General features: G+C 54.1%; 14 protein-coding genes, 1 tRNA gene and 2 pseudogenes. 13 read left to right on the top strand and 4 right to left on the bottom strand.

All coding sequences use genetic code 11. The features are described 5' to 3' along the window. Positions 1–33: 33 nt before the first annotated feature. The 4 genes from AC3CHX_RS01925 to AC3CHX_RS01910 all read left to right on the top strand — a co-directional run bounded on the left by AC3CHX_RS01925 (position 34) and on the right by AC3CHX_RS01910 (position 3,141). On the top strand, positions 34–294 hold the full coding sequence (locus tag AC3CHX_RS01925; protein ID WP_488642426.1) for a type IV toxin-antitoxin system AbiEi family antitoxin domain-containing protein: 261 nt from the start codon (positions 34–36) through the stop codon (positions 292–294). Between the two features lie 260 nt (positions 295–554). After that, positions 555–1,631 (top strand): type IV toxin-antitoxin system AbiEi family antitoxin, encoded by a 1,077-nt coding sequence (locus AC3CHX_RS01920; RefSeq protein ID WP_488642425.1) that lies wholly within the window; start codon positions 555–557, stop codon positions 1,629–1,631. Beyond that, positions 1,612–2,517 carry a nucleotidyl transferase AbiEii/AbiGii toxin family protein gene (locus AC3CHX_RS01915; RefSeq protein WP_488642424.1) on the top strand — a complete coding sequence of 302 codons (906 nt, stop codon included), beginning with the start codon at positions 1,612–1,614 and terminating at the stop codon, positions 2,515–2,517. Before AC3CHX_RS01920 ends, AC3CHX_RS01915 begins: the two co-directional genes overlap by 20 nt. Positions 2,518–2,736: 219 nt before the next feature. Next, on the top strand, positions 2,737–3,141 hold the full coding sequence (locus AC3CHX_RS01910) for a helix-turn-helix domain-containing protein (protein WP_488642423.1): 405 nt from the start codon (positions 2,737–2,739) through the stop codon (positions 3,139–3,141). Positions 3,142–3,211: 70 nt separating this feature from the next. Here the strand turns inward: AC3CHX_RS01910 and AC3CHX_RS01905 are convergent, their stop codons facing one another. Together AC3CHX_RS01905 and AC3CHX_RS01900 are read right to left on the bottom strand one after the other, a co-directional pair. Further along, positions 3,212–4,282 carry a S1C family serine protease gene (locus tag AC3CHX_RS01905; protein ID WP_488642422.1) on the bottom strand — a complete coding sequence of 357 codons (1,071 nt, stop codon included), beginning with the start codon at positions 4,280–4,282 and terminating at the stop codon, positions 3,212–3,214. 60 nt (positions 4,283–4,342) lie between these two features. After that, positions 4,343–4,993: a CC0125/CC1285 family lipoprotein gene (locus AC3CHX_RS01900; RefSeq protein ID WP_488642421.1), complete on the bottom strand. Its 651-nt coding sequence runs from the start codon at positions 4,991–4,993 to the stop codon at positions 4,343–4,345. A 167-nt stretch (positions 4,994–5,160) separates the two neighbouring features. Here AC3CHX_RS01900 and AC3CHX_RS01895 point away from each other — a divergent pair. Then, positions 5,161–5,363 (top strand): annotated as a pseudogene (locus AC3CHX_RS01895) (IS3 family transposase); the annotation flags it as partial. 742 nt (positions 5,364–6,105) lie between these two features. Here the strand turns inward: AC3CHX_RS01895 and pdxR are convergent. Continuing rightward, on the bottom strand, positions 6,106–7,623 hold the full coding sequence (pdxR, locus tag AC3CHX_RS01890; protein ID WP_488642420.1) for a MocR-like pyridoxine biosynthesis transcription factor PdxR: 1,518 nt from the start codon (positions 7,621–7,623) through the stop codon (positions 6,106–6,108). A 142-nt stretch (positions 7,624–7,765) separates the two neighbouring features. Here pdxR and AC3CHX_RS01885 point away from each other — a divergent pair, with 142 nt between their 5' ends. Together AC3CHX_RS01885 and AC3CHX_RS01880 are read left to right on the top strand one after the other, a co-directional pair. Next, positions 7,766–8,404, top strand: coding sequence for an FMN-binding negative transcriptional regulator (locus tag AC3CHX_RS01885; RefSeq protein WP_488642419.1), 639 nt, complete (start codon positions 7,766–7,768; stop codon positions 8,402–8,404). A gap of 72 nt (positions 8,405–8,476) precedes the next feature. Further along, a pseudogene (locus AC3CHX_RS01880) lies at positions 8,477–8,602 on the top strand (LysE family translocator); the annotation flags it as partial. A gap of 120 nt (positions 8,603–8,722) precedes the next feature. Here AC3CHX_RS01880 and AC3CHX_RS01875 read toward each other — a convergent pair. Then, the gene (locus tag AC3CHX_RS01875; RefSeq protein WP_488642418.1) at positions 8,723–9,193 is read right to left on the bottom strand and encodes a hypothetical protein; all 471 of its coding nucleotides are present in this window, start codon (positions 9,191–9,193) and stop codon (positions 8,723–8,725) included. 183 nt (positions 9,194–9,376) lie between these two features. Between AC3CHX_RS01875 and AC3CHX_RS01870 the strand changes: the two genes are divergently transcribed. The 6 genes from AC3CHX_RS01870 to AC3CHX_RS01845 all read left to right on the top strand — a co-directional run bounded on the left by AC3CHX_RS01870 (position 9,377) and on the right by AC3CHX_RS01845 (position 14,000). Continuing rightward, on the top strand, positions 9,377–10,726 hold the full coding sequence (locus AC3CHX_RS01870; protein ID WP_488644696.1) for an IS4 family transposase: 1,350 nt from the start codon (positions 9,377–9,379) through the stop codon (positions 10,724–10,726). 128 nt (positions 10,727–10,854) lie between these two features. Beyond that, positions 10,855–10,928 (top strand) — tRNA-Gly (locus AC3CHX_RS01865). 139 nt (positions 10,929–11,067) lie between these two features. Then, positions 11,068–11,775, top strand: coding sequence for a tRNA (guanosine(46)-N7)-methyltransferase TrmB (gene trmB, locus AC3CHX_RS01860; protein WP_488642417.1), 708 nt, complete (start codon positions 11,068–11,070; stop codon positions 11,773–11,775). 109 nt (positions 11,776–11,884) lie between these two features. Then, positions 11,885–12,865, top strand: coding sequence for a thiamine-phosphate kinase (gene thiL / locus AC3CHX_RS01855; protein WP_488642416.1), 981 nt, complete (start codon positions 11,885–11,887; stop codon positions 12,863–12,865). After that, positions 12,862–13,392 carry a phosphatidylglycerophosphatase A family protein gene (locus tag AC3CHX_RS01850; protein WP_488642415.1) on the top strand — a complete coding sequence of 177 codons (531 nt, stop codon included), beginning with the start codon at positions 12,862–12,864 and terminating at the stop codon, positions 13,390–13,392. The genes thiL and AC3CHX_RS01850 overlap by 4 nt, the downstream gene beginning before the upstream one ends. A 128-nt stretch (positions 13,393–13,520) precedes the next feature. Further along, positions 13,521–14,000: a CinA family protein gene (locus AC3CHX_RS01845; RefSeq protein WP_488644695.1), complete on the top strand. Its 480-nt coding sequence runs from the start codon at positions 13,521–13,523 to the stop codon at positions 13,998–14,000. Positions 14,001–14,115: the final 115 nt, after the last annotated feature.

Below are 14,115 nucleotides of genomic sequence, written 5' to 3'. Positions count from 1 at the left end.
TTTATTCGTCACTTATTTTCCCTCGACGAATAAATGAAACATACAAAATGGACCATGCGCCATGAAACCCACTCCCAACGTATCCTTGATCTGCTTCGCCAGAAGGGGATGCTGCGCTCCAGCGATCTTGATGATATCGGCGCTCCCCGGGTGGTTCTGACGCGCATGACGGCCAGAGGGCAACTGGCGAAAGCCGGTCGCGGCCTCTATCGCTTGCCCGACAGCCAATGCTCCGAGCATGAGGCCTGGCAACCATCGCAACCAAGGTGCCGCAGGCGGTGTTTTGCCTGCTGACTGCCTGCAGTTCCGCGAATTGACCACCAACTGCCACACCAGGTCTGAATCGCCATGCCACGTGGCAGTCGCGCGCCCAAGATCGACTAGGCGTGAGGCCTACATTGCCAGCTTTAACGTCTATGTTTCTTATCGTTCATATTTTTTACTTGTTCATGTAACGCGAACAAATTTTCATGTTGAACAAAAATTGACCTGTTCGTAATATGATAACGTTCACGTTCCGCGAACATATAAATTTTTTGAACAGAAGGCGCGATATGCTCCCAATTTACGACGATTTCTCTTACAAGGAAGCAGAACTCACTAAAGCAGCGCTTTCTGCACTAGAAAGCAAAGCTGGCCTCACAGGACGGATTCTTGCAACTCAAAAAGTGATAAGCCCTAATTACCATGCCGATGCTGTTATTGAACTTCAGGCTGGTGGTCAACAATATGAATACATTGTTGAATGTAAGTCTGCGCTGGATCGAAAGATAACGGCTGCTAAAGTAAAAGCACAACTTGAAAATCTACCATCCAAAGGGCTTCTAATTGCACCATACCTGAGCACGGAAATGGCAGACTACTGTCGTGCGATAAATCTAGAGTTCATAGATACCGCTGGAAATGCTTATCTAAATGCACCGGGATTATACGTCTTCGTAAAGGGCCTAAAAGGCTCGAACGGTCAAACAATATTAGAGACTGAACGGGCAACCAATAATCCAACAACAATGAGAATGATTTTTGCGTTGCTATGCCATCCAGACCTGGTACAGGCCTCATATAGAGAAATCGTGAAGGAGGCAGACATCGCACTCGGAACTGTTGGCTCTGTATTTTCTGATCTGGCAAAACGTGGGTTATTGATAGACTCTGGTAAAAAAAATGAACGGAAACTTCTCGATCCATTACGTTTACTTGATGAGTGGATTATCAACTACCCCATTACATTGCGTCCTAAACTCAATACACGTAGATTTCGATCGCCTGACCCTAATTGGTGGAAAGATACTCACTTTGATGGCCTGGACGTATCTTGGGGAGGAGAAGTTGCTGCGCAACGTATTACAAAATATCTTAAACCTGCCACACAGACGCTTTATATAAATAAAAATGCAATGTCAGCTCAGTTGCACGAATTGATAAGAACGTTCAGGTTAATACCAGATCCAGAAGGACCGATCGAAATTCTTGAAAAATTTTGGGGATTTTCGAGAGGAAATAAATACCAAGATGTAGCTCCCCCTATTTTGATCTACGCAGATCTCATGGCATCACTGGACCCTAGAAATATAGAAGTAGCGAAAATGATCAGAGAAAGGAATATTGAAAATGTTATGCATAAAATCTGATCGTCCGCTAGACACAGTTGCCTTGACGATTTTGCAGGAAGTCGTGCGCGTAGCGAAAGAATGTAATATTGCTTGCTTCATTGTTGGCGCCACTGCTCGAGACATTCTCCTTACACACGTATTTGGAATGGACGTTCGCCGTGCAACGTCCGACGTCGATTTTGCGATTGCCGTCAAGGATTGGGAGCAATTCGAAAATATAAAAAACAGACTCATACAAGTAGACGGCTTTTACGCATCACAAAGAACGAAGCATCGATTGTTTTTTAGAAATCGGAATACCGCAATCGAGGATGGATATCCATTTGATCTTGTCCCATTCGGCGGCGTCGAACAACCGGATAACATCATTGCTTGGCCTCCAGACATGGCAGTAATGATGAATGTTACGGGGTATGGCGAAGTGTTAGAAGCAACCGAAGAAGTCGAGGTAGCTTCCAATCAGACTGTTCGTGTAGCATCCTTAGCAGGACTTTCAATATTAAAATTATTTTCCTGGCTAGATCGAGGTTCGGTCAATTCCAAGGACGCTCAAGATTTGTACCAAATCATGCAGAGTTATGGAGCGGCGGGAAATATGGACCGATTGTATGAAGAGGAAATTAGCATTCTCAAGACGGTGGATTATGATCCTCACCATGCAGGGGCATGCCTCTTAGGCAAGGATGTCGCCACTCTTGCAAACAAGGAGACTTACAAGAAATTAATTGCAATTCTAGACGATGATTCTCAAATTAGTCGTTTGGTTATTAACATGGTGGGACCATTTTATTATGATGGAGCTGCTTTTACGAATGTCCAGCAACTACTCGGTCTATTCAAACGTGGGATGAAAATACGAGCAGAAACAACGCCAACAAAAAAAGAAAATTTCAAATACTTCTGATCATATTTTTCATTGATTACGAAGATCATCAATAAATATTGATGGCGTCCAACCTTTGGTAAGCCCATCAAAAAAATTGGTCAACTAAATCTAAACCAATATCTGCTACAAGCTCTAAGAGAGCTTGCAATACTAAGGCCCATCGCAGCACCGTTATCCATTTTTTAAAAATATTTATTTCTTGCTGCTTTCCAATTTCAGTGGAATATAAGGGTTTCCATGCCTACCAACAATGAAAAAATGGCGTTTTCGAAACGCCTGGAATTCGCACTGCGACGCAGTGCAAAACCCGTTGAGGGAGCGACCGAACTCTCCGTGCAATTCAGTCTTCGTCATCAAGGGAATGCCGTGTCACCGCAGACGGCCCACAAGTGGCTAACCGGACGCGCGCTTCCTACTCACGACAAGCTGGCGACCATCGCGAAGTGGCTGAATGTGGAAGAACACTGGTTGCATTACGGACCGGCGCCAGCGAAGGAAACGCTTGCGGCAACGGAGGGACTGGCAAGATTTCCAGGCAAACCGCTGCAAGAAGTAATCAATCTCGCGCTAAAAATTCAGGGATTGCCACCGCACCATAGGTATTTGGTCGAAGCATTGGTTGAACAGTTGCATGTGACATAGCAGCACCATCCTGGCAACTGTCGCCTGCCAGGTAAGATTTTTCTCAAGCAATTCGCTGTATTGATTTGCCTCATGTCGGCCCGTCCAAAACAACAATATCGTTCATATACACGTGGCAATTTTCTCCGCCGACTCGCTGGCAACTGGCGATTGCGCGTATCTGCGGCGCGATTTTTGCCGCGATTACTTCCTTTGAAGACCATGAATATCCGCAATGACCATTTGTCGAAATCACAAAACTGCGGGGAAGGGGCATCGTCAAAAACCGTTGGTAGCTACGTTGGCAGCCCGGGTTAAGCTGTGCAATCTGTACTGGAAGCTCTGCTGATGGCGACGCAACCGGCAGTTGTTCTGCAGGCGGTTGTTCAACATAAGAAGGTGCAGTGGGCGAGGGCGTGGTCGGCGACTGCCTCGCAGGAGGCTGCACGGTAGAAGGCTGAGCCCGGGAAAGCGACACAGCCTGACTGCTTAACGCTCTTGGCTTTTCCAGTGCAGCTTTACCTCTTTCAGGTACCTCAAGTATCCATTGGGCAGGCACTGCGAACGAAATGTTCTGAGCGTACGCTGCTTCGGCCGCCAGCGTAGTGATCCCGATGAGTTCACCCTTATTGTTAAAAAGCCCGCCCCCGCTAGAGCCGTGTGAAATCGGGGCGGAGGTCTGGATGTAGCGTAGTTTTCCGTCACTCCCCAGACGAAGCGCCGACAGCAAGCCGTCGCTCAGTGTTTCTTCCAACCCGCGCGGTGCGCCGATGGCGAACACTTTCTGGCCGACGCGCAAGTGATCTATCTGGCCGATCCGAACTGCCGGCGCGACGAAATTGTTGACTTTGAGCTGACACAGATCCCGCTCCACATCGGGAAATTCCAGCGTGCCAAGGTAGCTGACATTGGCATGCTGGACAGTAAAACTACTGGCTTTTACCAAAACGTGGCAGTTAGTAATAAGGCGGCCTGCACCGACCACCACAGCTGTTCCCAATGCTAGAGGCTTGCCCTGCGCATCGAAGGAATGCACAACCCATACGCTAGGGGATACTTGGTCGAACAATACATCGGCTTCCATTGCCTTGGCCGTTGACAATCCGGAAAGTGCCCAAATTATCGCGCAAATTTTTTTTGTCAACGATGGCTTCATGTACATTTAATGTGCTCAACGAGTGTTAGTTTTATGTTTGCTTTGTCTGCCACAAAGAAAGCATTATCAGCGTATTGGCAGCAAATTCTTTAAATCATCCATGGTGATCGGTTGAACCAGTTGATCGCCTTTGGAAATATCCGGCGTTGTGTTGACAGTGCCGGCAAATGCCGCCTTGAGAATTTCCTGGCTGGACGGCACAGCGACGTGGCCTTCGGATTTGATATAGACCGATAGCGTTTGCATGATGGTCGATGCCCGCAAAACAACTAATCCGTTGTATCCCCCAGGCTGACGCAGCATCTTGATGATGCCGCTCCCCGAATAACTTGTAATCGTGTTGCCTGGCACATAGATAAATGTAGGCGCAGCATGTGTTGCCATTTGGCTCACCGACGAATCGCCGTAACGCCGGCTATCGGAAAGTTGCACCGTTTCGTCAGTCGATTGGGGCGCGTTCGTGATTTTATTCGGTGTGACGCTCAACAAGAAAAATTCGTACCCTTTCTGAGTGGTCAATTCTGCGCATCGATAAATCCAGTAATTCCAGACCATATCCCGCGTAGTTCTCCCATTTCCGAAAAAGGTGACCCGATAAGTAACGTCGTCTATTTTTGTATCTGTGTACCCGCCGGTATAACCGCGCGGTCCATAACTTGTGGCGCATCCCGCCAACATTGCCAGGACGACCAGAAAAAAGGGAGGAGTAAACCGCATAGTATTTTAATATTTTTTGTAAGTTGCATTTATTATAATCGTGGCCATTTATTTTTGCGCGTGGCATTTTAACTTGAGCGGGACTGCTTCTTTTTTGTGCCGTTGATCATGGGCTGGTTAAGGGCCTCGGGTGCGTTGGACGACGATCCCCAAGCGAAGCCAGCTACATCTCGGAACAGACACTTTACACTTGGCGACGAAACTTAAAAACGCAGGGAGTGCCGGTGCCGAGGAATGGTCCTCGAGAGACAAGTTTGGGGTCGTGCTGGAAACGGTCCGCTTGAACGAAGCAGAGTTGGCTGAATATTGCCGGCGCAAGGGCCTGTACGTCGAGCAGATTGCGGCGTGGCGCGATGCGTGCCAGGAGGCCATGCGCAGAGGGCTCGCGGAGAACCTTAGTCCTAAGGCCGTGTCAAATTGAACATGTCCTTCCTTGCCGTGCGGCGCACTGCGTGCGGGGACGAAAACTGAAAAAGGAGTATAGCCATGAGACATGTCATCACTTGCGCCGCGATCAGCGCCCTATCGCTCATCGCGGCAACTGGCGCGCTGGCCGCGAGCAAATTCGGCTCCGGCGGAGCAACCCAACATGCAGTCACGACACTTCGACCGACCACCACTACCCCCACCACGGGACAGCCTGCTAGCACTGGACCGGCGCATACGGGACAACCTAATCAGACTTGCGGCAGTGCAACGGCCCCTAATACACCTGGCAGTGCGGCTGCGGCGCCAGGGTCGGCTTTCAATCCGAACGGGCAGGCTGGAACGGTTTACGCTGGGCAACAACCACAGAATTCAATCAATACTGCAAGCGTCTCCCAGTATGACGTCGGGTGTGCCAAACAGCCTTCCAGATAAGCTTCACGCCCAGGTAGAAAGAGCCTACGACTGTGGAGGGCTCTTTTCGTGGATCGTGTGTCGGCAGTTGCGAGATCGCCGACATCAACCAGCGGCGCTGTGAAGAAAGTTTTTCATTGGTGCATCGGTACGGCTTCGGCGCAATCGTGAATGACAGCTCATGCCTATTATGGAAAGCTTTCTATAACGGCCAGACGTACGCAAGCCTACGAGAGCACTGTCCCGGCACTGCAGCTGCGTGGAATAAGCCTTCACGAAATAGTCTGTATGCGCGGCTTGGTCTTTCCCATCGACATGATGATTGCAGCAAGGATCCGAACTGCTGCCTCCATCTGCTCGTTGCTGAATCCACCTAAACCGAGGACGAGTCCTGAGCGACCATTGCCCTCCGAATACATTGGAGACACTGCACGCACAGCGACGCCAGCCTCTACGGCGCGTGACGCCAGCAGGACGTCATCGATACCGCGCGCTAGCCAGAACACCAGGTGCATGCCCTGATCGCTTGGCTGCAGCCATCCAAGATCCTTGGGAATCCATCGCTCGAGCATGCCTATCAGCTGGCTTCGCCGGTCAGCGTACACACCGCGAATGCGTCGGATATGCCGATCCAGATGACCTTCGGTGATGAAAGCGGCGAGGACGTGTTGGTCGGCGCTTGGCGTATGTCTGTCCATCAGTACACGCGCACCGCAGAAGGCGGGCACCAAAGCGTCAGGAACGATGGCATAGCCAAGGCGCAGCGACGGAAACAGTATCTTGCTGAAAGTGCCAAGGTAGACGACGCGATCCGGTGCAAGCCCCTGCAGGGAAGGAAACGGATGGCCGGCATAGCGCAGTTCGCTGTCGTAGTCGTCCTCTACGATCCAGGCGCCATTCTTCCGTGCCCAAGCCAGCAGTGCATTCCTGCGCCCCATGCTCATCGGCATTCCCAACGGATATTGATGCGAAGGCGTGACGAATGCAGCACGCGCATCCTTTGCCACTGCCACGCCTGCGTCGACGTCGATGCCGGCATCGTCAACTGGAACGCGCACCATGCGATCCTCCCGCCCCGTGCTTTCGAGAATTCCCGTAATGCCCCGATAAGCCGGGTCTTCCACCCACGCGATGTCGGTGGCGCCCAGCAGCACTTGGCAGGCGACGTACAACCCTTGCTGGGTTCCCGTCGTGATGATGACTTGTTCAGCACTGCACTGCACCGAGCGCGACCTCCGCACATACTCAGCCACGGCTTCCCGGAGGGCCTTGACACCTTGAGGATCGTCATAGCCCGAGGGCGCGCCTGGTCCTCGGGCGCGGATGCGGTTGCCGAGCCGTCTCCACGTGTCATCGGGCGCTGCCGGGCCTGTGGGAACGGAAACGGCAAAGGGTACCTGTGGGAGCGGCTTAAATTGCTCCGCGACTTTGGCGAAGGCGGCTGCAGGTGCCGGAAGTGAAGTGGGCGTCGCATTTGCCGCCGGCTTTTGCGAACCGCCAGCAGCGGACCGCGATTGGGCCAACGCGGCAGCGACTCGCGTGCCCGCCCTTGGTTGTGCATCGAGAAATCCCTCGGCGATCAGTTGTTCGTACGCCTCCAGAACGGTGCCGCGCGCGATATCGAGCGCGCCGGCTAGCTGACGGGTCGAAGGCAGAAGATCGCCAGGCTTCAAGTTGCCAGTACGTATTGCCTTGCGCAGAGCGTGGGTCAATTGGCGGCCAAGATGCCCGCTTGTACGGTCCAAGCCGCTAATGGGCGGCAAATCCACAGCCTGGGGACGTCGTGGCATACGATTCTGGCCTACTGAAATTGATCAATTGTGGACCTACATAGTAATCCAGAAAATAGCGATAATCCACGTCGGATAACGAGCCAGTACTGCCTGCAAAGGCATAAGCGTTTCAATCAGGGTTAAAACCGGGAGAACTGACATGTATGTACCCACCCATTTCGATGAGTCTCGTACAGAAGTGCTGCATGACCTCATCAAGCAACATCCTTTTGGAATACTGGTCACGCATGGCGCAAGTGGACTGGATGCCAACCATATTCCTTTTGAACTCAATCCCCAGGAGGGCGAGATGGGTGTGTTGAATGCCCATGTGGCGCGCGCCAACCCGGTGTGGAAGGACGTATCCGATGGCGATGAGGTACTGGTGGTCTTTCGGGCCGCCGATGCGTATGTTTCGCCCAATTGGTATCCGTCCAAGCATGAGTTCCACAAGCAGGTACCCACCTGGAATTACATGGTGGCCCATGCCTACGGACGCATCACCATCCGCGACGACGAGCGCTTCGTGCGCGGCGTGGTTGCCCGCCTGACCCGAACCCATGAAGCGTCGCAGCCGACACCATGGAAGATGACGGACAGCTCCAAGGAGGACATTGACACGATGCTCAAGGCCATCGTGGGTCTGGAGATTGAAATCACGCGCCTTGTCGGCAAGTCAAAACTGAGCCAGAACAAGGAAGTTCGTGACATACGCAGCGCCGGCGAGACGCTCAAGGCCCAAGGTGATCGCCTGATTGGCGATGCCATGCTGGCTTGTGCTGACGCCAAGTCGGCATAAATTTTCTACCTATTTGTAATTAGACCTCACAGGTCAGCCGACGCCGGCCCTCGCCTGAAAGACACCAGCACCATATCATTCCTTGCCTTCGTAATCGCCGCCGTGGTCCTTGCCATCACCCCTGGACCGGGCATTGCTTACGTCGTCGCCCGTACGGTCGCTGGCGGTCGCGCAGAAGGCTTGGCCTCATGCTTCGGCGATTGCAGAGCCCACAAAGAAGCTTTTGCGGAGCGGCATTAGATTTTTGCGGAGCGAAATCTCATGCGTTGCATCGAATGCGGCCCCTGGATAGGGTTGCCTTTCGGCACAACTCAAAAATCAAAGCGGAATCGGGTAAAAGTGACGTTTGTCAGTATGCATTGAATTGTCGATCACCTTCAGGATTGTGGGATCGATTTCACCCTCCTTCGGATCGAACAGGCCACACGAACGGAGGGCACACTTGATATCAATGTCAGTCCCAAGAAATTCGTAGGCGACACGAGCGCAGGCAATCGAGCGTTGATTGTTCGAGGCCGTACCAAGCACTAAACCCGCAAGTAGAGTGACCTTGTTCCTGTAAGTCGGGAACAAAATGGTTTGGCAAATTTCATTAGCGGTAAGTGATTCGAAGTCGATCAAAAAAATCCGGTCATTCAAATAGAAAGCGGCACCTATGTACTTACATTTATAGGTTTGATTCCGGTCGTCGCTCAGCGGCGGAAACCGCTCCAATCTTTCATGGTAGACCGCGCCGTCCCGTGCAAATACTCGTACTAATCCACGCAGCACCTGTCCTGACGTGGACATCGAGTAGTAGTACTCATAGTGTTAATTTGCATCGAAAACTGACCCACTTAAGCCCACCTCGTTATACACAAGTCTGACCGGTCGTCGCCACCCCTCTAAAAACTCGTTTACATTCAATGGCTTGCCGCAGCCCTTGTAAACTAGGGGCGTTTCAGGTTTACTCTCGTCTTTTGCGTGAACGAATTGGCTACCGCACCGGCACCTTGGACAGAGACAGAATTTGAGCAACTCGACCTGGGCGATGCGCGCCTGAACAAGCGAGCGAGGATCTTGATGGATCGATTTACGGCCGACCCGACGGCCAGCGTACCGAAGGCGTGCCGAGGCTGGGGCGAAACGATGGCAGCGTACCGCTTCTTCGACAACGACAGCATCGACTGGCGCGCGATCATGGCGCCGCACTGGCAGCAAACGCAGCAGCGCATGGCCGTGCAACCGGTGGTGCTGTGCTTGCAGGACACCACTGAACTGGACTTCAACGGCCAAGGCGCATTCGGTCTCGGGCCATTGAGCTACGAGGCCCAGCGCGGCATGTACCTGCACCCGACCTATGCGGTCACGCCCGGGCGCGAACCGCTGGGCATCGTCGACGCGTGGATGTGGGCGCGCGAAAAGAAGGACAAGTTCGGCATTTGTGGCGGGCCGAAGGAAAGCCTGCGCTGGATCGAGGGTTACGAGCGCATCGCCGAGATGGCGGCGCACTTGCCGGACACGCGCCTGGTGTATGTGGCCGACCGCGAAGCGGACTTGGTGCCCTTGATGCTGCGGGCGCAGGAGTTGGGCACGCCGGCCGACTGGCTGGTGCGCGCCCAGCACAATCGCTGCCTGCCCGAAGGCGAGAAGCTCTGGCAGCACACGGGCGCTGGGGAGCCCGTTGGCGAAATATCGTTCGCGATGGCAGCGCGGCACGGCGTCAAAGCACGCGCCGTGCGCCAGCAATTGTGGGCGCGCAAGGTGGAGCTGCCGGCAGGCAAAGGCAAGACCGTCAGCGCCACCTGCATCATCGCGCGCGAGATCGACGCACCACCCGGCGTCAAGCCGATCGAATGGCGTTTGCTGACCAACCGCGAGGCCGGCACGCCGGAGGCTGTAATCGAGCTGATCGACTGGTATCGCGCGCGCTGGGAAATAGAGATCCTGTTTAACGTCCTGAAGAATGCCTGCCGGGTCGAAGCACTGCAACTTGGTTCGATTGCGCAGCTGGAACGTGCCTTGGCGCTGTTCATGGTGGTGGCGTGGCGCATCGCGCATCTGATGCGGCTGGGCAGAACCTGCCCCGACCTGGATGCTGATCTGTTCTTCGATCCGGACGAAATTCAAGCTGCCTACCTGTTGCGAGACAAGGTGCCGCCGGCGAAGCCAAGGCTGAACGAAGTGCTGCGCCAAATCGCGTGCCTGGGTGGCTTCCTCGCTCGCAAGAGCGACGGCGAACCTGGCGTTAAGACGATCTGGCTGGGCTTGAAGGATGTTCACGTGGCGGTAAAAACGATGCGCGCCCTACGCAGATCAGGCGCTCAACAGACTTGTGTATAACGAGGTGCGTTTTATGGCGTCCGCCACTGCGATCACACCTCGGACAAAGCAGCCATCACATTCCCGATCACACCGAACACCTTTCAAGTTTACAAACACCGCCAAAACCCGCGTAAAATGCGCCTATCGCGGGTGTAGTTCAATGGTAGAACGAAAGCTTCCCAAGCTTTAGACGAGGGTTCGATCCCCTTCACCCGCTCCAGGTCATGACCGGCACCTGCACTTGAGGTGCCGTTTTTATTGGCGGATGACATCGTTGCTGTTTCGGCATTGCGCCGTCCTGCGCTGATTACGAGCTTCATCCGCCCTTCTATTCATCCGTCTTTCACCGTTTATTCAGCATGTCAGAAAACAAATCCGGAAAACCTCTTTTCTATGACCCGACCGAACGCCGCATTCGTAGCTTTGTGACGCGTGCCGGACGCTTGTCGACTGCGCAGGCGCGGGCGATTGAGGAGTTGGGGCCGCTCTTTTGTGTGCCTTATGACAAGGCCCTGCTTGATCTGGATAAAACCTTTGGGCGTATTGCGCCGACGATTTTCGAGATTGGTTTTGGCATGGGCGAAACCAGCGCGAAGATTTCGGCTGGGATGCCTGACAAGAACTTCATTGGTGTCGAAGTGCATACGCCGGGCGTGGGTAGTTTGTTGAAGTTGATCGGTGAACAGGCGCTTAGCAATCAACGTGTGATCCAGCATGACGCGGTGGAAGTGTTGACCCACATGATTGCGCCCAACTCACTGGCCGGCGCGCATGTGTTTTTCCCTGATCCGTGGCACAAGGCGCGGCATAACAAGCGACGCCTGATTCAAGGTCCGCTGGTGAGTTTGCTGGCATCGCGGCTTGCGCCGGGCGGTTATCTGCATTGCGCGACTGACTGGGAAGAATACGCGCAGCAAATGCTGGAAGTATTGAGCGCCGAACCGATGCTGAAAAACTCGGCCGAAACATACGCGCCGCGTCCGGATTACCGGCCTGTGACCAAGTTTGAAAATCGCGGCTTGAAACTTGGTCATGGCGTGTGGGATCTGGTATTCATTAAAAACTAGCGCATTTGTCGAAATGACAGTTTCCTTGCTCGCGCGCAACAGTTGTATCGTCCGATACGCCGTTCAGAATACCTGATCGCTCCTGTGCTCCATTCGGTACAATCCCGACATGCTTTCCGAATTCGACCTTATCTCTCGCTACTTCACCCGTGCGCCGCGCGCCGATGGCCCGATTGCGCTTGGCGTCGGTGACGATTGCGCGTTGCTGGTGCCGACCGCTGGCATGCAACTGGCGGTGTCATCCGACATGCTGGTCGCTGGGCGGCATTTTTTTGCTGATGTCGATCCTTATACGCTGGGACATAAATCACTGGCGGTGAACCTGTCCGATCTTGCTGCGATGGGCGCGCGGCCGCTAGGTTTTACGCTGGCACTGGCCTTGCCGGAAGCGCGCGCAGAATGGCTGGGGCCTTTTGCCGCCGGTTTGCTGGCGCTGGCGGATGCGCATGAATGTGAGCTGATTGGCGGCGACACCACCAAAGGGCCGTTGAATATCTGCATCACGATCTTTGGCGAAACCCCGCCGGGGCAGGCGCTGCGGCGTGATGCCGCGCAGGTTGGCGACGACATCTGGGTCTCCGGCACGCTGGGCGACGCACGGTTGGCGCTGGCGGCTTATCGCCATGAATTTGCCGACCAGATCGTCATGCATGGCGACGACCATGCACGCGCCGCCACGCGCATGCATCAGCCGACACCACGCGTGGCGCTTGGCATGGCGTTGCGCGGGATTGCGCATGCGGCGATTGATATTTCCGATGGTCTGGTCGGCGATCTTGGTCACATTCTGGAACGCTCCGGCGTTGGCGCCACGCTGACGGTAGACAGTTTGCCCTCCGGGCCGATTCTCAGGCAGCAAACCCAGACGCTGCAGCGCCACTTTACGCTGGCCGGCGGCGACGATTATGAATTGTGTTTTACTGCGGCCACCGTCCAGCGCGACGCGGTTCTGGCGGCAGCGCACGCGGCCGGGACCGAGGTCACCCGCATCGGCCGCATTGATAGCCTGTCGGGCTTGCGGTTTGCCGATGCCGGCGGCGCACCGCTTGATTTGCAACTGACTTCTTTTGACCACTTCCGTACAACATGAACACAGAATCATCGGCGCAGCCGAATCGCCCGGTTAAAGTAAAAGCCACTGCCAGTTTCATGCTGTCGCATCCCGCCCATTTCATTGCACAAGGTTTCGGCAGCGGTCTGTCGCCGATCATGCCGGGTACCTTCGGCACCTTGTTCGCATGGCTGACTTTTGTAGTGCTGTCGTCGCGCTGGCCGCAGTATTTTTCGCCATTGAACTGGCTGGTGCTTATCGCTTCCGGCTTTGTGGTCGGCACCTGGACTTGCCAGCGCACCGGCCGCGATCTCGGCGTGTCCGATCATGGCAGCATGGTATGGGATGAAATTATTGCATTCTGGCTAGTGCTGGTGATGGTGACGCCGGCCGACTGGCGCACGCAGTTCTGGGCCTTCATCGTGTTTCGCTTCTTTGATATGGTGAAACCACCGCCGATTGCCTATTTCGATCGTCATTTCAAAGGCGGATTCGGCGTCATGTGGGATGACATTCTGGCAGCGTTTTACACCTTGCTGGCATTCGCCCTCTGGCGCATTTTTTAAGCGCCGTGGAAACACCACGCTGTTAACAATTTCGCTGCTGCACGGATTGCATCTGGCCGCTACAAGTGGCAGTATGTAGCGAACGATTTGATAAAAACAGGAGCGCAACAATGGACACCAGCGTCGAGATTGATCAAGTACTGGACCTCGCCGAACAAGTAGGTCGGGCGTTGCAAACCAGGGGCTGGCTGCTGACAACCGCCGAATCCTGTACCGGCGGCGGCGTCTCTCAGGCCATCACCGAAATCGCCGGATCGTCCGAATGGTTCGATTGTGGTTTCGTCACCTACTCCAACGCATCGAAGACAGAACTGCTGGATATTTCTGAAGCACTCATCGCCCAACACGGCGCCGTCAGTGAAGAAATCGCGGCGGCAATGGCCGAAAGCGCACTCGCCAATAGCGACGCCCATGTTGCCCTGTCCACCACCGGCATCGCCGGGCCGGGCGGCGCGGTACCAGGCAAACCGGTTGGCACCGTATGTTTTGGCTGGACCGTTGGCCACCAGACGCATACCGAACGCCTGGTTTTTCACGGCGACCGGCGCTCAATACGCGAACAAACGATCATCCATTCGCTACAAGGTTTGTTGCGATTTCTAAAATAGAACAGTGCGGACAAAGACGCTTGAAGAAAAGTGTCTTTAATTTGGCAGGCAGGTCAACGAGGGCGGAGCTGGTTCCCACCAGGATGGTGAACCGGCTCCGCTTTTTTACCGGCTA

The sequence above is a fragment of the Glaciimonas sp. OK215 genome, from assembly GCF_057787885.1.
Note: the sequence above shows the minus strand (reverse complement) of the source record. Positions and strands in the feature narration are given on the sequence as shown.